The organism is Pontibacter pamirensis, assembly GCF_010015475.1.
GTDB classification, from domain to species: Bacteria; Bacteroidota; Bacteroidia; order Cytophagales; family Hymenobacteraceae; genus Pontibacter; species Pontibacter pamirensis.
The window spans coordinates 1-21,694 of the sequence record NZ_SSNI01000057.1; the positions used below are offsets into that span (position 1 = coordinate 1).

Genomic DNA, 21,694 nt, shown 5'->3' on the forward strand with positions numbered 1-21,694 from the left:
CTCAAGAGTTTGGCCTATGCCTATGAACTAACAATTTACCAGCTCAAAAAAGGGCTGCTCGACCAATACATGAATCAACAACTGGTAAATCCTGCTATCTGTTATGCCTAATGTGCGAAAGTCCTAAGTAATATCTTGAGATTAAATCAACGGGTGAAAATGTAGCGCATCTATTGAGCCTTCACATGTAATCTTCTGAAAATAGGCTGTAAAAAAAATCAAGCTAATTCAAATGTTGGGTAATGAACACAAATTCCACCTTAAAATAATTTCACCTCTTAAATCCCTACTTTTACGGAAAACATAAGAAAGTAACCGCTTCAGGAAAGCAACTAGTGCCTTCCCTAAGCGCAGGAAAGGCACTAGTTGTAGTAAGGATCTGAAAGATCTTTTAAACCCTCCTTCCTATGGCTGACAATTAAACTTACATGCTATCTATGAAGAAAGTAATATCGTTTTTGTTCCGTATTGGTAGTGGCTCCCTATTAAGAGTTATCTCGACCAAAGTGGTTGTAAAAGGATAGAAAATCTTTTTGTTTGTTTCATGTAGCATTGGCGTTAGATCCAGCGTAAAGGTTGGGCTTTTATCAATATGTGTGATATCAGTGTCTTCCGCAATATATTCATGATACCCTAGTAGTTGAGTACCAGTAGAAGCCATGAACTCTAACTTCAGGCTTTGAATGTTCACATCATCCAAGTCTTCTAAGTTTAAATGAAAACAGCGAAAGCTATTGTCACCGGAATAAGCATGTACATCAATGGCTATGATTTCCCAATCATCTCCATCACTGTCCTTAGTTTTTTTATAGAACTGTAAGTTATAATCTGTTATAGGGTCTCCCCGTTCATCTTGTGCACGCACCACGAACTGCTGCCATTTAGGCATAGCCTCTAAAGTGTCGGCTGATTTTTCAATAGCATACTGTACCCATTGCTCATACTGTTCTTTCTTATGCACATCAAGAGCTTTTGTTACCATTTCTATCAACTCGGGAGTGGGATTATCCATGATAGAAGCATGATGTATTTCTTTCACTGGAATAAAAGGCATCGTTAAATTTGTTCTTTTATCGACTGGCCAGTCGGTAATAAGGTATCGGTCAGCGGGTTTTGTGAAATCTAAAGTAATTTTACGGGAGTTTAGCGTACACCCAGCCCATCGAACCGTTCCATCGGTTCCTGGTGAGGACGCAACTAGCCCCCGAATCCCTCCATAACCGGAGTCACCGCAGAAAGTAAAAACGTAGGGGGTATCTTCTTCAGGGCCATAAAATATCTTATCTTCATCAAAAAGATCACGATGGGCAAGATCCCAGGTAAACCGGCTTCCAAGTTCCAAGCCGTCCAGCACCAGATTTCCGGCTTCCAAAAAGTCAGGGCCTAACTTCCTGTGACCTTTAAATAGGGCTCCAAGCCAGCTTCTGCCTTTATGTGCCAAAGGTGATCCGAATGAGGCGGGAGCTAATGCAATGATGCGCTTTATTTTTCTGTGCCGGCCGTACACCGATAGCCAAGAGCGCAGCACAAGAATCCCAGTAGAATGAACAATAGCATCGAAAGGCTCATCTGGATTAATATATTTATTGATGCGGAGTGCCCGATCAAAGCCCTCAGCAATATCCTTGAGGGTTATTTCGTTTGTAAGCGATTTATACTCGCAAATTTGAACTTTATCAGGATCATATCCTTTTTCTCTTATAAGGATATCCTTCCAGGTTTGAAAAGACTGCCCTTCAGCTGAATAACCATGCACTAAAATAATTGGATTAGTCATATTATATGTGTTTGATATGTAAAGATCAATTTAAAAGGTGCCGCGGTTTTGGCAGAAAACTTTCAGCATTTCTTCATCGCTACCCTCACCTAATCAAGGCATTTGAAATTTCGAATACTTTACGTTAACTTTATCGCTTTCAACATCAAAGGATGCAGAAAGCAATGATTGGATAGCGGAAGGGTTCACATAGTGCAGATTCAAAGCTTAGCCTTCAAGGGGTACGGTTAAAAGGTAGTAGTACATAGTACAGTATCTTTTTAAATTAAAAGGGTCTGCTGAATACGCTTTATCAGAAAGAACTACTATAGCATATATGACTAACTAAAGGTATAATCTATCTACAAAGTATACAGTACCAACTTTTAAGTATTATGATAGGAAGTGGCTTAAATTTGTCTCAAATATTAGGATTAGAGCTGTACACCTATAAAATTGGCTATTCCCTATAGTGTTCCATTATCTTCCATCATTAAATCCATTCCTTCCAAAAGATTATAAATAAAGGTTTTAGTTAATACTTTAAGATTCGATAGCAGTTTTAATAAAATTGTGAATTAACTAATGTTAATGCATCTTAGAGAAAAAATCTTTGATGAAAATTATCAGCCTTATTGCCTTATGGAAAGAGTAATTAATAAAATCAAGGAAAACCAAAAGTGCCTACAAGTCCCACACCCGTTAATGGTGAATAAGAAAAGCCAAAGCTTCCTTTAGTTTTCATTAGTAAAGCAGTAAAATGCCAGTTAAAGTCTGTGTAGTTATCTTCATGCAAAACAGCAACTCCTGGCATTAATGCTAAACCTTTGAACAATACACCTGTAGAAATAACACCTCCTATACCTTTATCCGCATGATCAATTAGAAAATCAACACTTGAAATGCTATGTTCACCTAAACAGTTTGTTTTTCCTTTCCAACCGATTCCGAAAAGTGAATCATGATAGGCCGAAACAGAAATAATGTTTTTAGGATAACTGAAAGGTATTAAATGTTTCTTTATATCAGTTATTAATAAATTATGGTTATTAAGTACAAAAGACTTTAGAAGTTGATTTTTTACAAGTTCTAAAAACTCATAGCTTTCTCTAAACTCATTTAATTCATCATAGTACAAAGTATCATATTGTGCAGATAAATCAACTATCCTACATAGTGCATCTCTATATATAATGACAGCATTTTCATATGCTTGGAAGTTTGCTTTGACATCTGAATTTATATCTTGATTAGTTGACAACAAGTTATTCATATAAAGTATATTGGGAATAATGCTATCATAGGTATTTTTAAATTCTTGTACTCCATCAATGTCCAGTTTCTTTCCAACATAATTCTTTATACTATTATCGAAGTTAACTTTAATCACACTATCTAATTCTTCTATTGTCTTTTTAGCTTTAACAGTAAATGCTTGATACTGAAAATTTGATGAATCCATTTCTAAAAAAGTATCTGTTGGCTGAAGCTGGACATTGCACTGACCTGACGAAAAATGAGAAAAAGCTATTAGAAAGTACCATATAACTAAGATGTACTTCATCATGTAAGTTATTATTGTTTTGAAGTTGAGGCAGGTGTACTACTAATTGTTCGAGGATATCTACTATTATTAATAGCTTTTATAACACTCTTTTTAGAGTTATCTATTTCCATTTTTAAAGATGCTATTGTATCCAATATACTTGTGCTATCTACTGTACGAACATAAATAATACCGGGCTCTCCGGGTTTGCCGGGCTCTCCGGGTTTGCCGGGCTCTCCGGGTTTGCCGGACTCTCCGGGTTTGCCGGGCTCTCCGGGTTTGCCGGGCTCTCCGGGTTTGCCGGACTCTCCGGGTTTGCCGGGCTCTCCTGCTTTTCCATTTATGATTTCAGTGATAGTGATGACTTGAAACGGTTTAAATATATCTAAGTTTTCAGCAGAAACTTTTCTTAGCAATGGAATGGTAAGCAAGAAAAATATAATTAAAAAATATTTTATTAATGAAAAATCTCTAAAGTAAGGATTATGCGGCGCTTCTTGATGAGAAGGAATTACTCTCAAATTTGCTAAGCCCCTTCGTTTCTCCCTTGGCTGTGCAGTTTGCAGTTCTACTTGATACACTACTTTAAGTACAAACCAAAATAAAATAAGAATATTTAGTACTAATGTAAATACAATTAGTCCATAAATGTATGCATTTGAAAAAAGAGAAGTTAATTGTTCTTTCGCCAAATAATTTAAATTTGAATATAAAATATTATTTATTTGTTGAAATTTTTCTTTCCTCTCATTGAGAAAAAGTACATGTAAAGAATTAGTATTATAAAGAGTACTTGAATCTAAAGAACTATAATATTTTCCAATCCTCTTGAGGTTTTCTTTCAAAGCTTCTGCCTTATTTTTGTCAAATTTACTATCATTAATATCTAAATGAACTTTCCTTAATGTTCTTTTCAAAGATATTAGTTTGGCTTTTTGAGCATAAAAATTATTAGCTGTTATTACACTGTTAAATTGTTTTTTTTCATCATCTTCAATGATGTGCAATGTATGGAAAGCATAACTTAAATTTGATTCAAGCTTTTGGTATTTTTTGTTTATATTTTTATTGTATTCATCAACAAGTTCTACAAGTTTGAAAGCTATAGTACTATCACTGTTTTTAGGATGATTCTTAATCAAATAGAAAAAAAGCAACATTAAAGTGAAGCAAGAAAATAACAATGGAAACAAAAAGGATTTACCGATTGTTTTTATAATATTTTGCTTTTGCTTTACAGAAAATTCTCTTTGCAATAGTATTTTGTGGCTCTCCCAAAAAACAAAAATTAATCCAATAATCAAAAACACAATTAAACTTGTAAAAGCAAGCCAGAAATCAAAATCAACCGTCAGATTTGATATAATAGTATAATTTAAAGATAGCACATATATGTTGCCAAATAGCCCGGGGCTGTAAAACAGAACAAAAAGAATATCATAAAGAAATTGTCTATAGGAAATACCAAAAAGTCCAGGGCTGTAAAAAAGAACAATAAGTAATAATATTGCAGTTATTCTTCTTTTTAGTGGTAGTACCAATGAGTATTTTTTATTTCCCAAAGGCAATTCATTATTTTTATTTGTAAGTAAAAATATGAGGGAAAATATGAAAACAGGAAAAATAAAATATACTAAAATAAATATTTTATAGGACATAACCCTATCAAACCCAAATATTTCCCAGAAATAATTTACAATATTTGGAACAAGAGTGGCATACGCAAAAGTGCCAACTAACAACATTAACAAATATTGTTTAAAGTTTCCAAAAAAATCATGGAACGAATCTTCTATCTTCTCCATCTCTCTTTAAGCTTAATTAACACACATAAACCTTTCAACCCTATTCTACCATAAGAATTAACTTAAACTAGGAGCTCAGCAACTACCATTATATATAACAATAAACTTAACTTACTTTCCATACATGGAGGCACAGGTCCTCAAACCTACAAGACTGTAGTCTTCACTTTAGAATCTGTACCACTAATACTACTAAAACATTTGAAGTTTCATCCATAAACAACGTTTCAAAGTCTATTAATTTATCAATATAGTATAATATTATTAAGTTTAGTATTTCGGAACATGTACTTGATTCGTAGTATACTGAAGGACGTCTTTCTCAGAAATATTTATTAAAAATGCTGGTATCGATTTGAGGTGTAAAATATTACATATGCTAGATAATTCGTTGAACTCGTAAATTTTAGAATAGACAAAGAAATCTGAACCCCTATTAAATTTTTCTCTGTATTTAACAAAGGTCGCATCATTCAAATTGACGCCTTTGTGATCTACTATGTTTTCCAATCCGTTATTTGACCAGTTCCCCAGCGGTTGTGATAGAAGGGGCACAATACTGCTTTCAAACTTGAACTGATCGAACAGTCGTATCCCAACTTTAGAAACATTAAAAATGCCCGTTGATCCGGTTCTTGATAATTCTCCTGAAGCATAAGCTCTAACGCCAAATCTTCCAAGAGAAGCACTTAAATCATCGATATGTATAGGATAGTATTTACTGTTTTTCGACGGAAGTTGTAAGTAGTCTACTTCTTCGTAAGAAATATATAATTCTGGATTAAAAATTGTTTCACCCCAACCAATGGTTTTATTTTCACCCTCCTTCATACTCTTTAAATAAGTATAGAGGCTTTGTTTTGATGCTCTTAAACTGTTCTCAAATATGCCGGAAAAGCTTCTTGAAGAAAATTCGCTCAATATTCCATTACTAGGCTCAAGAAATTTTTTATGAAGCTTATATATGGCATTTCTAAGCCGCTCATGTCTGGCTTCGCTCACTAAATATCTTACCTCGTCATCTCTTAGTAATACTCCTTTAGTTGTTCCATGATGGTAGTCCCAGCTTCTTTTACCATCATAAGACTTTTCATGAAGCCAATAATTCATAAGATTGGCTGCTAATTTTAAACCTTGTTTGTTGAAAATATGAGGTAGATTTTCAATGATTGCTTTCTCCCTTTCATCTTTCGCTAATCCTTTAAGGGTAATTAGATTTGGATTTTTAGCTAACAAGGCATCTGGCACATTCTTTAAAGCAGTAGAATCAGTACCCAGTGCAGAGTTGTAACTCAGAACTTGAGGCTCATCCACAATCGAAGCAAATCCTAATAGATTATGGCGCTGGCTATTCATCTTTCTTAAAAGTTGCCTGCCCGTCTGTAGCTTCAGATCCGTTAGAATTAGATACTAAAGAAGCATGTTTATAACCTGAAGGCAGATTATCGTAAAGCATCCAGCGACCAGCATCAATAGCTTTCGCCTCTGCTTTAATGCGATTAGTTTTCTCGACTTGTTCATTGATTTCTTCATTTCTGGCCCGCTCTACATATTCTTCTGTAGCTGGCAACAGACTTACCTCGTTATCCAAGTAAAATGCTCCGCTATTTACATACGTCTGATCCTGAGTTATAATAATCTCTTTATTTATATCAACAGGATTCTTATTCTCATCAAGTAACAGGCTTTCTTTATAGCGGTCAATAATAAGACTTCTAACTTGTTTTATAACTGATGCACGTTCTTCTTCAACCAAATCTGGTAGCAAGTTATCCAGTTCCATCAGGCTGTAAACTTTTGTTTGCACAACATCTAAGCCAGGTATAACCTCATGCCCATATTCTACTACAATTCTTATTTCTTCAAGAGTAACCATTGAAACATACTTATGAAGAATCTGGAAGAATTTGTAATTGATGGACCTTCCCTGGTTAACATTTTTAATATCGACAATACTTTCAGAGGTAGAGGTAACAGAAGCTTTTTCGGTGGAGGTAGTGACAAACTGCACCTCGTTACTCGAAGATACATCGTTTAATACCTCCGAAACCTTATCATTAAGAGATTTAGCAACACGAGAACTTGAATTTGTTTTTGAGCCACTGGAACTTACACTAGCTTTAACACTACTTACTCCCCAGCTGCCACCTCCACTTGCACTAACTGACCAGTTCTTAGTGTCCGATGTTTTGTTTTCCTGCTCAAGTTCATGACGTACCTGATCTCTTACATCAACCTTCTGCCTGAAAGAACCTGCTTGTTTACTTCTGCTGTCCTGGCTAATGTTACTCTCGTGCTTACTCTCAGTAACAATTTTCAACCTTCTTGTTTCACCTGGAAAAAGACATGTAGTGTGGCTAAGCTTACCCAGCCAATGTCCTGGAACCTGCTGAACGGATTGTTTGTACGTTTCAACAATATAGATATTAGGCGCAATGTTGGTACGTCTACCTCCGATAGGATTATGTACAGCTAAATACTTCTCAATAGAAGTTTCTCCAGATAACGTTCTTTTTAACTGGGGTATTATGAATAGTTTCTTTTGATTTGGTTTAATATCAGATTGATCATAATTGCTGCTTTCTAACTCTCTTAGGAGCACTGAAAGAGGGATACCATTTTGGTCCCTATATTCTCCTTCAGTATAATCGAATATATGCACTTCTTTGTGCTTATTTTTAACACCCTCATAAGTTTTTCTTTGTCCTGCACCTCCTTGAGAACTAATTTTCACAACTCCCTCTTGCGGAAGATTTAAAGCAGCAGCAAGGGACTGAGCTCTCGTTAAGTTCTCTTTGGTATCTACTACACCAATATTGATATCCTTTTCCAAGTAGGAACTTATCGGATCATAGTCTATAGTTATAGGGTCATCAACAGTATAGTAATGAACAACAGTCTCATACCAGGTACGCCAATTAGAAAGTTCACGGGTTCTGTATTCATTCCAGCATCTTTTGAAGAAGAAACTACGCTTACAGCGCCGAACAGTATAATTTTCAGTCCATTTCTCTAACTTACTTTTCATAAGAACTACATTCTTAGCCTCAACCCTTTTTCTAGTAAGGGTAAAGAAACGATCAATTATAGCTCCATCCGTTGATTTATGTTCTTGTAAGGTTAGCTCTATTCCTTCCTTACCTGTCTTGTTCTTTAAGTGTTCATACCTACTCTTGGCTATATGCCAATTCGATGATGCCTTTCGTAGATCATTGCATATCTGTTCTATAATATCAGTAGCTGCATCCTTAGTAATCTCTTTTTCAAACCTTTCCTTAGCCCACTTATATTTTTTAGCCGCAATGTTCATTTCAGTAGTAATTTGCATTGCTTCTCTAGACCATACAATGGGGCGAAAATCTATTTCCTCTACGAAGGGTAAAAAACCAGAAATGTCTTCAGTATTATACTTTTGCTTTAACAACTGCAGACCTTTTCGAACATTTTGTTTCTTAAGGAACTCATCTACGATAGGATAAAAAAAGCCATAATCTGTACGCAGCTTCAATTTTGGATCAATGGAAAGCTCCGCCACATTGTCCATGCTGTACTTGAATTGATTATCTTCAGCATTCTCACTTTTCAATTGATCATATAAAACTTGTAGATGATCAGATAAAGTCTCATCTAAGAGATCAATAGGGAATAATAATTTACTATGTTCGTCCTTTGTGTCTAAAGTATATTCTATCAGTGAAACCCATGTCTCAGAAGAATTAAGTTTTATGGCATACTTTTCTTCTATCATAGAAGGATGAACATAGCCATTAAGTGGATTTTTAATTAAAAGCTTGTCTAGCACCTTTGCTTTTATTTCCTCATAAGAAAGAAATGTTCCATCATCTTTTTTTATGCCAGGCCAGACAGAGGAATGTGCTATATAGGGTAGTAGTGCAGCTAATGTTATTTTATCAATCAATAGCTCCATCAACTCCTTTTCATCCTGATCCTCTACAGCTATTTGGTTGTACGTTATAGTACTTAGCATTAATTTCAATGGATGCAAGAGAACACTTTCATCTTTTTTGTATGCTTTGCGAGAAATAGCGCTTCCCTTATAAGCACCTATGTTTGACTGCTTAAGAATTTTAGACACTGAAGGGTAGGTATTGACCGCCTTATTATTACCAATCGTTATTGTGTTCTTAGTAAATTCTTTGTGTTTATCAACAGTATGTTTTTTTACTAAATCTTTTATATTTAATAAATCATAAATATTCTCATTATCCTGTTCTATGTTAGGTAAGACATCAAATCCGTAAGGTAAAAAACACTCTAATTCTAATGGCAGGGCAAAATCTTTTCGATGTTTAATTGATTCTTGGTTTAAATCTAAGAAAAGGCGAACGTCAAAATAATTACTTTCCTCATTTAGCTTTTCAGAATACTGAATATTCAATGAATTATAAACATTTGCCATATTAGATATAGTTAGTTTGGGAATACTTTTTATAAGAGTGAGTTTCATCATTTATACACAATACCAAAAGCCAAAGTAGGAGAAACCACTTCTATCCCACCTTTATGAATTTTGATTGAAAGTGAAACGTTTTCCCCGCTTGCCTAATGGAACCATGTATGTTTCCGTATATAAGGTTTCCATGGTTCCATCCTATCAATTCTGAACTCTGCTGTAGGTAGAGATGCTCGTTTATGATATGTAGTAGCTTTGAACGTGTTGAAGGTGTTTTATGTCAGAACAATTTTATTATCATATTCCACTGCTTTTTGTGTTACTCAAGATTATATAAAAAACTAAACAGATCACCTTCACATGTCATCGAAGAAACATTTCGCTAAATACAGTTAAGATTTTAGCTATGTTTACTTTCCATCAAAATCGCCTTCATTTAACATATTTTCAGCTTCTTTATCTTTTACAAGCAAATCTGCTTTGGGAAGAACTCCATATTTATAAGATCTAACTGAAGGTTCCAGTAAACGATAGGCCCCAATAAACTTAGCTGCTTTTTTCTGTGGGTTGGCAAAACCAATAATACCTAAACAGATCGCAGAAAGAAGAGCGAAAACAGTACTAAATTGTTGTTCAAACACATCGCTTGCGCCAAGAGTAGAAAAGGCAACACTGGCTGCTCCTAATATCCAATAGACCCAGCCACTAAAATTGTACCAACGCATCCAGTTGTTAGCCTTTCTTTGAAGTTCTTTAACCAGTTCTAGATCAGCAGCAGGTAAATGTTCGGTTTTCTGCTGCTCAGTTTGTTGACCTACAATTAACGCTTTATCAACTTTTGGAACTTTAGCATCATCGACAGTAGCTGCATCCGCTGCTGTTCCAGGCTTATCTAGTTCCTGCATTCCTGAATGAGCGTCCTGGCTTATACCTGACTTTTCATTCGCTATAAATTCGTCCTTTTTTAGATTATCCGCCATAATACAAATTATTAAAATATTATTTACTGATGTAAAATTTAAACTGTAGGACCACTACCTTAAGACTAGAAGATGTGGTTATGTGGGGAGCGCAATAGTGGGCAATAAAACTTTTATATCTTATCGGGTATAAAAGTAAGGAATTAGAAGGTAATTGATTTACACTAAGCTACCTTAAAAGATAAATAACTACTGGATTAATTAAATTAAATATAAGCAAGTATAATTCAATAAACAAAATTTTTAAAGGAATATTTACATATAAAAGTAACTTAAGAAAATCTTGAAAACATTAGCACATAAGATGATAGAAATGTTTAATGATATAATAATATTTTAAAATGAAAACTATTGCGACACTTGAAACAATGTAAAAGTAACATTATCCTTTACATGACTGTTTTAACAATCAATGAAGCAGTGTCATGGATGCAGCCACGTGCGGTAAGCAAGAAAAGCCTTATCATATCAGGTGGCGATGAGGCGTTAGTGTATTATTCTCTTAAAGAAGGGCATTGACTTGTTATGGTCCTTGTAGAGGTTCTCATCATTTGCTAGACCTTCTTTGCAGTTGAGTGGGGGAATGCTACTTCAATACCCTGCACTGCAATGGCCCTGGCAAGGGAGCCGCTACTGTAGCCCTTTTCTTCCACCGCCTCTGGGCTTATCCTCTGTCAGCAGGACGTCACTGTGCTTGCCTCTCTACTTTAGCGTTGTCTTAAAATTGGAAGGAGGTCAAATTAGTGTCGGTGTAAAATATATTTGCAAACACATTTACCAGCCTATTCTTTGGAGGTTCTTTAAAATTTAAACAGCTTCATAATAAAAGTGAAAAATTCCAACTAAACTAAAAGGTTTTATACCAGGATGAATAATCTTATTCTCAATATTTGCTTCTCCTATGTACCTCTCCTTTTATATATTTTACGTAAGTATCTGCTTATCAATATATTAACTCACAACAACACTTTCTGCATCGGCAAATAAGACCTCAAAAAATACCAAATCACTACTACCCCAAAAAGACCGTATACGAGCCGTATACGGTCTTTTTTTATGGTTAAAACACACATCCAAACTCCTGCCATCTTCGTATATTTCAACTACATCTGTACCTCGCTTGTATCGGGTCCAGAAATTTTGTACCTCAATACATGTATAAGAGGATATTATGCAACATAATGCAACGATGAGCAACTAAAAGCAACAAAGAGCAGTGTGCCTCGTCCTGAAAAAAGTTGACTGCGGGTGGTTGGATTTGTTAAGCCTTATCCTGACCCTCAAAGATTGCCCTACACAACGGCCTCTCATCGAGAAGCATTTGCCGGAGAACCACAATGGTTCCTACAGGCTATTAACCTTTTTACCCGCTAATGTTGTCGCGCAGGAAATAAGCATCATACTTTAATTTCATATCTTCCTGTTTATCAAAATTAACCCTTCAAACTAGCAAATCCACTCCTTCGAGCGCCTCCATTCTGTTGCAACTACTGCGCGCAGGTAACGTTACAAATGAATCAATAATAGGCGTTGTTACGGGTGAAAGCTTCACTTGGGAGGGCTGTGGCAATGCAATAGAATGGTTTCAAACTGCTGTTCACTGTGCAAAGCACCTATTTTCTAAAATTACATTGAATACTTTATATGGTTTTTAATAGACCTGTGTCAACATCATCTCGAATATCAAAAAAACTCTTTCGTGACTATGGCTGGCTGTTCTTCATTATCTGCAGCATACTGGTACTTCAGTTTCCCATCTACCAGGCACATGCTCAGCTGCTGTCTACTGACACAACTAATAACACAGAACAAGTGGAGCCTGAGTGGGCGAACGATTCCCTTGGCAGACGCACCCCGCGTGGAACAGTAGAGGGTTTTATCAAAGCAGTAGCAAATGAAGACTACGCCAAAGCCGCACAGTTTTTAGAACTGGAACCAGACTTGCAGGATGACGTGGATGGAGCAGCACTGGCACTTTCCCTGCAACGCTTACTAGATCAGAATGGGAGAATATTTCCCTACTCCCAAATAAGCAACGACCCCGCGGGGCCTGAAGATGACAATCTGGGACCGAACCTGGTCCGAGTAGGTACCGCCACCGTCAACGGTGAGACCTTTAACCTGATACTTGAAAAGACGGAAGGACCAGATGGCGGTCCAATCTGGCTGTTTTCTTCACAGACAGTACTAATGGTGCCTCTTCTCATAGAAGAAGAGTCTATTGGTTCACTTGTGGACAAGATTTCACCCAACTTTCTAATAGAAAACAAATGGGGCGGTGTGCCTATAGCGCACTGGATAGCTATGCTGTTGATGGTTGTAGGGGCTTACCTGCTGGCATGGGGCATCACCTCCTTCACGCTTTACATTCTCCGCTTACTCTGGTACAAAGCCAGAGAGGAAGGCACGGCGGGTATTATTAGAGCCTTTGCCTTGCCCTTAAAAATATACCTGGCTGTGTGGCTTTTTGTGGTAGCCAGCGAGCAGGTAGGTGTTTCCATTATTGTGCGCCAGCGGTTTAGCGAAGTAACGATTATTGTTGGTGTAGCCGCTATTTTGCTGCTGCTGTGGCGACTCCTCGATGCCACCACCCGGTTTACAGAAAGGCGGCTGACACGGCGCAACAACATGGCCGGGGTTTCTGCCGTGCTTTTTCTGCGCAGAGCTGCCAAAATAGCTATTGTGGTGCTGGGCTTTATTGCCCTACTTGACACAATTGGCTTTGATGTTACTGCCGGGCTCGCCGCACTGGGTATAGGCGGTATTGCACTGGCACTGGGTGCCCAGAAAACAGTGGAGAACTTTGTCGGAAGTGTAACCCTGATAGCCGATCAGCCTTTGCGTGTGGGTGACTTCTGCAAAGTTGGCGACATAATAGGCACTGTTGAGCAGATAGGGATGCGTTCCACGCGTATCCGCACGCTTGCCCGTACGATTGTCACCATACCCAACGGGGAGCTCGCCTCCACAAAAATTGAAAACTACGCGCACCGGGACCGCTTCTGGTTTCATCCTAAATTTGGCTTGCGCTTTGAGTCCACTCCGGATCAGATCCGGTTTCTCCTGGTCGAGCTTCGCTCCATTTTGTATGCACACCCGATGGTAGATCCCACGCCGGCCCGCATACGTTTTACTGAGATAGGTGCTGACTCACTTAACATAGATATCTTCGCCTACGTGAATGCCAGCAATTTTGATCAGTTCCTGGAGGTGCAGGAGGATTTGTATTTACGCATGATGGATGTAGTGGAGGCAAGTGGTACCGGATTCGCTTTCCCTTCTCAAACACTTTATATCGCACGTGACCAAGGCTTATCCAAAGAAAAAGGGGCTGAAGCGGAAGAACAGGTGCGAAAGTGGCGGGAAGCCGGTGAGATGCAGATCCCCAGCTTCAATTCTGATCGCATCGAGAATTTAAGGAACTCTATCTCCTATCCTCCCGAAGGCTCCAGCCAGCAGAATGGAAGAGCAACCTGAACTTTCTATTAGTGAATAATTATAAACAACATTATTTAACATTCAATTCAGAAACAGGCAACTTCTTGTTAATGGGAGCAACATTCCATATCAGTTTACTGTAATCTCTGATAGATCTGTCTGAAGAGAATTTACCCATGCGCGCTACATTTAAAATGGATTTTCGAGCCCACTCCTTTGGTTCGCGCCACAGTTCATGCACTTGCTCCTGGCAATCAATATAGGATTGATAATCTTCCAACAGCATGAAGGGGTCCTGGTAAAGGAGGTTTTCGTACAGCGGCCTGAACAATTGGGTGTCACCCTGCGATAGAGCACCGGATACAATAAAATCCAGAACTTCTCTCAAATTCTGATTTTGCTGATAGATTTCATAAGGTTGATAGCCTGCTATTTTATTTGCCTGTACCTGCTGTACGCTGAGCCCAAAAAGGAAAAAATTATCCTTTCCTACTTCCTGCAGTATTTCTACATTCGCCCCATCTAATGTGCCTATGGTCAATGCCCCGTTAAGCGAAAACTTCATGTTTCCTGTACCGGAGGCTTCCATACCCGCCATTGAAATTTGTTCAGAGAGATCTGCTGCAGGATATAGATTTTGCGCGTTTTTTACATTGAAGTCAGGCATAAAAACAACTTTCATCTTATCATTAACTGCTGTATCCTGATTGATTAAATCTGCAACTGAATTGATTAGTTTGATGATTAGCTTTGCCATAAAATAACCGGGAGCAGCCTTTCCCGCAAAAATGAATGCGGAAGGGTGAAAGTTTTTCAGTTCTCCCTTTTTGAGGCGGAGGTACGAGCTAAGTATATGTAATACTTTAAGGTGTTGCCGCTTGTATTCATGGATGCGCTTGGCCTGTATATCAAAAAGCATAGCCGGGTTTATTTCTATTCCTGTTTGCTTTTGAAGAAGTGCGGCCAGATGCTGCTTGTTGTTTAATTTGATTTCCGTCCATTTATTTTGAAAGGAGGCATCGTCCGCATAAGGCTCCAGCTTCCTTAGCTGGTCCAGGTCTGTAATCCAGCCATTTCCGATATGACTGGAGATAAGTTCAGCCAGCGGCGCATTGCTCAGATAGAGGAATCGCCGGGGTGTGATTCCGTTGGTTACGTTACAGAACTTGTCCGGCCAAAGTCTTGCAAAATCATGGAGCACTTCCTTTTTAAGCAGCTCAGAGTGCATCGCGGAAACTCCATTTACGCTATGGCTGCCAATAGTAGCCAAATGGGCCATACGAATATAACGCTCACCACCTTCCTCGATAATAGACATACGGGCAATCTGCGCATCATCGAAGGCGTACTGGTAGCGGATTTCCTCCAGAAACCGATGATTTATTTCGTAGATAAGCTCCAGGTGCCGGGGTAGTATTCTTTCAAATAAAGGAATAGACCATTTTTCCAGTGCTTCAGGCAAAAGGGTATGGTTGGTATAAGCAAAACAGTTTTGTGTAATATGCCACGCTTTCTCCCAATCCAGCTGATGTACGTCCACCAACAGCCGCATCAGTTCCGCAATGGCAATAGCAGGATGGGTGTCATTCAGCTGAATGGCGAACTTCTCGTGCAAATGCACCAGATTTCGCCCCTGAAACAGGTGCAAACGAATGATATCCTGCAGCGAGCAGGTGACAAAAAAGTACTGCTGCTTCAGCCTTAGCTCTTTCCCACCTTGCGCCTGGTCATTCGGATACAGCACCTTCGTGATATTTTCCGAAATCATTTTTGCCTCAACAGCATGATAGTAGTCCCCGAGGTTGAAAGCGGCAAAATCAAACGACTCAATGGCTTCCGCTCTCCAGAGCCGCAGGACTGCTCCATTGCCCTTATACCCCAGTATGGGCGTGTCATAAGCTGTCCCTTTCACTTCTGAACTTGGAATCCATGCAACATGCAATTTTCCATTGGAGTCTGTACCATATTCCGTTCTACCGCCAAATTTAACTTCGTAGGCTATTTCAGGGCGCACCACTTCCCAGGGGTTACCATAATGAAGCCACTTATCAGTAAGTTCCACCTGCCATCCGTCTTTAATCATCTGGTCGAAGATGCCGAATTCATACCGGATGCCATACGCTATAGCAGGTATACCCAGGGTTGCAAGAGAATCCAGGTAGCAGGATGCCAGCCTGCCCAGGCCGCCATTTCCCAGGCCTGGTTCTTCTTCTATAGCAATTAAATCATCCAGTTCGATGCCCAGTTCTTCCATTGCCTCACGTGTCTGCGCTGTGACTCCTAAATTAAGCAGATTGTTAGCAAGGTGTGGGCCTGGAAGGTATTCTGCAGAGAGGTAGGCAACAGCCCGTGCATCCTGCTTTGAAATGCTCTCAGTTGTCAGTACAAACTGTTGAAAAATTCTGTCACGTATGGTCAATGCCAGGGCTGTATACTGGTCATTTAACGTAATTAGCGCCGGAATGCGGCCAATGCCATAGAACAGGCTGTCTAAGAAGGAAGCTTTAATCGCTTCTTTGGAGTGGCTGACCCGTAGAGATCCTGATGTGGTTGAAATGTTAATCTTGTTACTGATTTTTTTCTCATCTTTCATAGCAGATGCTTTTATGTTGAGTACAGGAAATTAGGCTTCATACGCCTATCGAATGTTTTCTGCGTATGAAGAAGCCACTCTTCTACTATTCAATTAAGATTCAACCCACTCTTAGCCCCTTCAAGGAGGAGAATTATTGCTTTCTGTTATTTAAATATGATGCGTATAAATCAAATACTCTTGGTATCACTTATGTTCTATGCTTTACGCATGATTTCAGATAATCTCCCATTGTACCTGCATTGCAGGCTTCATTCAACAGCCTTGATTCATATATTGCTCTTAAAAAAAAGCCTTCCCTTTCAGTTTATAAAAAATGAAACCAATAGAATAAACATGAAAGCTGATACGGAAATTATAGTTTCCATGACTGTCCAGGACTGCAGGGTTTCTGTTTCGGTGAGACCAAGGTACTTTTTCACCAGCCAGAAACCGCTGTCATTCACATGCGACAAGATGGTGGCCCCTGCTGCCACTGCCAGGCAGATAAGGGCTTTCATCGGGTCCGAGATATTCAGTTGCACGATGATGGGAGCCATCATACCAGCGGACGTAATCATGGCCACTGTTGCCGATCCCTGTATAACCCGGATGATAACCGCCAACACATAGGCCATGAAGAGGGGCGCTACATTGTAGGTAATGAATAGCTGCGCCAAGGCTTCCCCGGCACCACTTTCTATCAGTATCTCCTTATACATACCACCGGCACCTGTTATCAGGATAATTAAACCGGCGGGTGCCAGGGCCCTATCAGAAAACTCCAGTAGCTGCTTCGCCTTGTATCCTTTTCTGATTCCCAGAAAGTAGGCGGCTACAAGCGTGGCGATTGTCAGGGCGGCAAAAGGATGGCCTAAAAACTGAAACAGGGTGACCCAGTAATTCTCGCCCGACAATTCACCCATTCCCACCACCATGTCGAGGGAAGTGGCAATTAATATAAGAAAAAGAGGCAGGACGATGATAAACAGAATGGTCCAGAAATCCCGCCTGCTTGCCAGCACTTTATCTGTGTTATACTCCACAAAATCCGGCGGGCCGACCATAATTTTCTTACTGATGTAGTTACCAAAAAGTGGACCTGCTACAACGGCAGCCGGCAAACCGACCACTATGCCAAAACCGATCACCCAGCCAAGCGGGGCATTCAGGATTTCCGCCACGGCCACAGGGCCTGGAGTCGGGGGAATGAAGGAGTGGGTAACCGCCATACCGGCCAGCAGGGGTATCGCAAACTTTAAAAGCGACAGGCCTGATTTTTTGGCGAGTGCATACACGATTGGAACAAGGATGATAAAGCCCACATCCAGAAATACCGGAATAGAAACAATAAACCCGGTAAACATGAGCGCCCAGGAAGTTCTGCTCTCTCCAAAGGCTTTAATGATATAGTGTGCCAGCGTTTCAGCACCACCGGATACTTCAAGTAATTTCCCGAGAATAGCGCCTAAGCCAACTACAATAGCAATGAAGCCCAGAATGTTGCCCATTCCAGCCTGAAGGCTCCGAATGAGCTCCATAAAGGGCATTCCGGCTGCCAGCCCTACGAAAGCACTGGCCAGTAGTAAAGAAATAAAAGCATGGATTTTCAGGCGCATGACCAGCACCAGCAGCAGCAGAATTGAAAGTACGGTAATGATTAAGAGGTAGGTTGTTTCAGTCATCATTTTACCATTCTGCTATACTTCCATCAAAGTGTCTCCACAGCGGGTTTTTCCAGTTGTGGCCAATTGCTGCCATTTTTCTAACATGCGCCTCGTTTACTTCTATTCCAAGCCCGGGACCTTCCGGAATATTGACATAGCCCTCGTGATAAGCGAAAACCGTTTGGTCCACGAGGTAGTCGAGCAGGTCGCTGCCCTGGTTATAATGAATTCCTAGGCTTTGTTCCTGTATAAAGGCGTTATGGCAAGTGGCATCCACTTGTAAGCAGGCAGCCAACGCGATAGGACCCAGAGGACAATGAGGGGCTACCGCCACATCAAAGGCTTCTGCCATGGAAAAGATTTTCTTACATTCTGTAATGCCGCCTGCATGTGATAAATCAGGCTGGATAATATCAGCGTACCCTTCCTTCAGCAAAGTTTTGAACTGCCACTTCGAGAACATCCTTTCCCCGGTGGCAATCGGAATAGAAACATGATTCGCAATCTCCCGAAGCGCTTCGTTGTTTTCAGGCAATACCGGTTCTTCTATAAACATAGGGCGGTATGGCTCCAGTGCTTTCGCCAGTATTTTAGCCATCGGCTTGTGCACCCGGCCATGAAAGTCAATTCCTATACCCACCGCTGGGCCAACTGCTTCTCTGACGGCAGCAATACGCGCGATGGCGAGATCTATTTTGTCATAGGAATCGACATACTGCAGTTCCTCGGTTGCATTCATTTTGATGGCTTTAAAGCCCTTGGCCACCATTTCTTTCGCTGCGTTTCCTACGTCTGCCGGGCGGTCTCCCCCGATCCAGGAATAAACCTTCATCGTATCTCTGGCCTTGCCTCCTATTAATTGATAGACCGGGGCATTAAAGAACTTGCCTTTAATGTCCCACAGCGCCTGATCTATGCCGGCAATTGCACTCATAAGAATAGGACCACCGCGGTAGAAACCTGCCCTGTACATTACATTCCAATGGTCCTCGATGAGCATCGGGTCCTTTCCAACCAGATATTCCATCAGTTCCTCCACCGCCGTCTTCACGGTTGCCGCTTTTCCTTCTATTACTGGTTCGCCCCATCCTACTATCCCTTCGTCTGTCTCAATTTTTAAAAACAACCAGCGTGGTGGGACCTGAAATAATTCATAGTTCGTAATTTTCATCTGTTTCTTTACTTGTTGATGAAGACTCTAATATTGGTGAGCCATTTATGTGACTCGGTAGTGACTGTTGCTGATATTGTCTAATCTGGCGTCTTGACTGTAGCTGATATTGTCTAACCTGCCGTAGTGACAGTTTATCCAGCGGCATCAGACATGCAGTTCTATAGCTATTGCTCTGAGCTCTCTAGGCCGAGAGGCCTCGTCTTCGGGCATCGCGCTGTGTATATTTCCTGCCTATCGGCTGCCACTAGCGTGGCACCGGAAATTTACAAGGCGCTCAACCCAAAGACTGGAAACACCTTCACTTCGTGCTAAAGTCTGATAATTTTGAAAGCAAATACGTATTCATTGGTTTCAAACTTGCCTTAGTCTATGGAAGCTACAAAGAAGACAAATTTGCCAAGTGCACCATTGGACAATTTTTTGTTTGAGCGTTCAGCGAGTTCAAAATTGTCTTGATTCTTTTGCTTACTTTTCTCTGACATAGGGCCCCTACCCCAATCAAGGAGAAAAGTAAGGCACCGCCGGCGAGGCGAAAAGCTTCTAAGAACATTTAAAATTGAATTTGTGGTAGCTTTTCTATAAAACTATACTTTTAAAGCAGCTGCTTAAATCATGCATTTTGCTGCTTGTAAGAATTATACTTCGTCACAAACTCAGAAAAATGCTTGCCTAATTGTTCCCACTGCTCGTTTTCTATCAATGCTTTAGGAATCAACTGGCTTCCCATTCCAAGCCCCTTGGCACCGGCTTTTAGAAATTCTGCAAAGTTTTCCTGGCTGATGCCGCCGGTGGGCAGCAACTTAATTTGATTAAGAGGCGCCAACACCTCTTTTATATAGCGGGCGCCCAACTGACCAGCGGGAAAAACTTTTACCATACTTGCCCCCAACTCCCAGGCCCGGTAGATTTCTGTTGGCGTATAAGCTCCCGCGAATACCGGCACATCGCGCGCTACACATGCTTTGATGACCTCTTCCCTCAGAATTGGCGTGACGATAAATTGTGCCCCGGCTTGAAATGCCTGGTCAAGGTCTTTTAAGGTACAGACGGTGCCTGCTCCGATATTTAACTGGTCTCCATAGGTTTCAACCAGCGAAGCAATGGAATCTGCAGCACCCGCTGAATTCATGGTCACTTCTATCGTGGTTAATCCGGCATCGAGGTAAACGGCAAACAGCTTGTGCATATGCTGTGGTGGCAGATTTCTCAGAATGCCTACCACCGGAATTTTATCAAAGGCTTCCCAGGAAAAGGATGATTTCATAGTTTACTGGTAAATTGCTTGTATATTTTTAACTGCCCCCTCACCACCGCCTCATCCGCCCACTCTGGAGGAAAGACATGTACGTTCTCCTTCAGACCTAAAGCTTTTAGGGCTGTTTCGTACTTTAAGGTCAGCACGGAATCACTGCAGACTGACACCTGCGTATAATCTGAAGGTGTAATTTCATCCAGCTCCGCTCCAATCAATAGTCCGCTTAAGTAATGGTAGTTTTCTCTTTTTGAGAATTTTTCGAAAAGGGTGTTTGTTCTGACCCGAAAAGCCATTTGCAGCAAATTGGCACCTTTGGCATCCAGAACTCCTGCTGTAAAACTTTGCAGCGCTTTTGGGGCCTGCAGATCATCATCCCGCTCTACTCCCCCTTTCAAAATGCTTTGCTTCGACAAAAGCTCAAAGAACTCACCTGTCATATAGGTTTTGAAGTCTGTGACTCGCTTGTCTTTGACCACAATATGTTTGGAATGTGTTCCCGGGAAAATATATAGTTCCTGGCCTTCCGCAGCAGTACTGTCTCTGATGGTACCTATAAGCTGCGTCTCCTCGCCTCGCATCACGTCCACTTCACTTTTAACGCCGGAAATCAGCAGGACAGGATGTGCAAAACTGGCGCTTACTTCATAATAAGCTGCTTCTATATCGCTTCCATCTATGTTAAAAGGGAGGTTTCGGTAAGGCAGTTCAGCCATGCCAATGGAGGAGGAAGCCATTCCGGAAATTACAAGCGGAACACCTTTTAAGCTGATTTTTTGATCTTGTTCAATTTCGGAGATGTGCTCCTGTATTATGTGCAGGTAGAAAAGCAATCGCTGCTCCGGGTCTTTCTTTTTCCTGTCGTCTAAGCTGTTAAAAGTGGCAGCAATACCTCTATCAGCCTTTCTGAATGCAATTGTTTCTGCATTCTCAGCTCCTATAAGCCGTAACCTAAAAGATGAAGTGCCCCAGTCGCAACTCAGGAAATGAACCATAAGCAAAAACTTTGTGAATCCAATATAAAGAAATATACAAGCGATAACAAAAGCTCTATTAGCTTCTTGAGAATTTGAAAGCTGCTAATATAGCA

At 40.2% G+C, this 21,694-nt stretch carries 12 protein-coding genes and 1 pseudogene; 2 read left to right on the forward strand and 11 right to left on the reverse strand.

The window, feature by feature from the left end; translation table 11 throughout:
* Positions 1 to 111: pseudogene (locus E1919_RS28305) on the forward strand (IS701 family transposase); the annotation flags it as partial.
* Between the two features lie 313 nt (positions 112 to 424).
* Here E1919_RS28305 and E1919_RS25235 read toward each other — a convergent pair.
* From E1919_RS25235 to E1919_RS25260, 6 genes are all read right to left on the reverse strand, one after another.
* Positions 425 to 1,777: an esterase/lipase family protein gene (locus tag E1919_RS25235; RefSeq protein ID WP_162056192.1), complete on the reverse strand. Its 1,353-nt coding sequence runs from the start codon at positions 1,775 to 1,777 to the stop codon at positions 425 to 427.
* Between the two features lie 643 nt (positions 1,778 to 2,420).
* A complete protein-coding gene (locus E1919_RS25240) occupies positions 2,421 to 3,323 on the reverse strand; it encodes a hypothetical protein (RefSeq protein ID WP_162056193.1) in 903 nt (300 codons plus the stop codon).
* An 8-nt stretch (positions 3,324 to 3,331) separates the two neighbouring features.
* The gene (locus E1919_RS28010; RefSeq protein WP_202915995.1) at positions 3,332 to 5,107 is read right to left on the reverse strand and encodes a collagen-like triple helix repeat-containing protein; all 1,776 of its coding nucleotides are present in this window, start codon (positions 5,105 to 5,107) and stop codon (positions 3,332 to 3,334) included.
* 270 nt (positions 5,108 to 5,377) lie between these two features.
* Positions 5,378 to 6,463, reverse strand: a complete 1,086-nt coding sequence (locus E1919_RS25250; RefSeq protein WP_162056194.1) for a DUF6402 family protein — start codon at positions 6,461 to 6,463, stop codon at positions 5,378 to 5,380.
* Positions 6,456 to 9,578, reverse strand: a complete 3,123-nt coding sequence (locus E1919_RS25255) for a hypothetical protein (RefSeq protein ID WP_162056195.1) — start codon at positions 9,576 to 9,578, stop codon at positions 6,456 to 6,458. The genes E1919_RS25250 and E1919_RS25255 overlap by 8 nt, the downstream gene beginning before the upstream one ends.
* A gap of 353 nt (positions 9,579 to 9,931) precedes the next feature.
* Positions 9,932 to 10,501, reverse strand: a complete 570-nt coding sequence (locus E1919_RS25260; protein ID WP_162056196.1) for a hypothetical protein — start codon at positions 10,499 to 10,501, stop codon at positions 9,932 to 9,934.
* 1,662 nt (positions 10,502 to 12,163) lie between these two features.
* Between E1919_RS25260 and E1919_RS25265 the strand changes: the two genes are divergently transcribed.
* The gene (locus E1919_RS25265; protein ID WP_237144848.1) at positions 12,164 to 13,978 is read left to right on the forward strand and encodes a mechanosensitive ion channel family protein; all 1,815 of its coding nucleotides are present in this window, start codon (positions 12,164 to 12,166) and stop codon (positions 13,976 to 13,978) included.
* Between the two features lie 31 nt (positions 13,979 to 14,009).
* Here the strand turns inward: E1919_RS25265 and E1919_RS25270 are convergent, their stop codons facing one another.
* The 5 genes from E1919_RS25270 to E1919_RS25290 all read right to left on the reverse strand — a co-directional run bounded on the left by E1919_RS25270 (position 14,010) and on the right by E1919_RS25290 (position 21,599).
* On the reverse strand, positions 14,010 to 16,532 hold the full coding sequence (locus E1919_RS25270; RefSeq protein ID WP_162056198.1) for a glycogen/starch/alpha-glucan phosphorylase: 2,523 nt from the start codon (positions 16,530 to 16,532) through the stop codon (positions 14,010 to 14,012).
* 302 nt (positions 16,533 to 16,834) lie between these two features.
* Positions 16,835 to 18,199, reverse strand: coding sequence for a GntP family permease (locus E1919_RS25275; protein ID WP_237144849.1), 1,365 nt, complete (start codon positions 18,197 to 18,199; stop codon positions 16,835 to 16,837).
* Between the two features lies 1 nt (position 18,200).
* Positions 18,201 to 19,349, reverse strand: coding sequence for a galactonate dehydratase (gene dgoD / locus E1919_RS25280; protein ID WP_162056199.1), 1,149 nt, complete (start codon positions 19,347 to 19,349; stop codon positions 18,201 to 18,203).
* Between the two features lie 613 nt (positions 19,350 to 19,962).
* Positions 19,963 to 20,616, reverse strand: coding sequence for a bifunctional 4-hydroxy-2-oxoglutarate aldolase/2-dehydro-3-deoxy-phosphogluconate aldolase (locus tag E1919_RS25285; protein WP_162056200.1), 654 nt, complete (start codon positions 20,614 to 20,616; stop codon positions 19,963 to 19,965).
* The gene (locus E1919_RS25290) at positions 20,613 to 21,599 is read right to left on the reverse strand and encodes a 2-dehydro-3-deoxygalactonokinase (RefSeq protein ID WP_162056201.1); all 987 of its coding nucleotides are present in this window, start codon (positions 21,597 to 21,599) and stop codon (positions 20,613 to 20,615) included. The genes E1919_RS25285 and E1919_RS25290 overlap by 4 nt, the downstream gene beginning before the upstream one ends.
* Between the last annotated feature and the right edge of the window lie 95 nt (positions 21,600 to 21,694).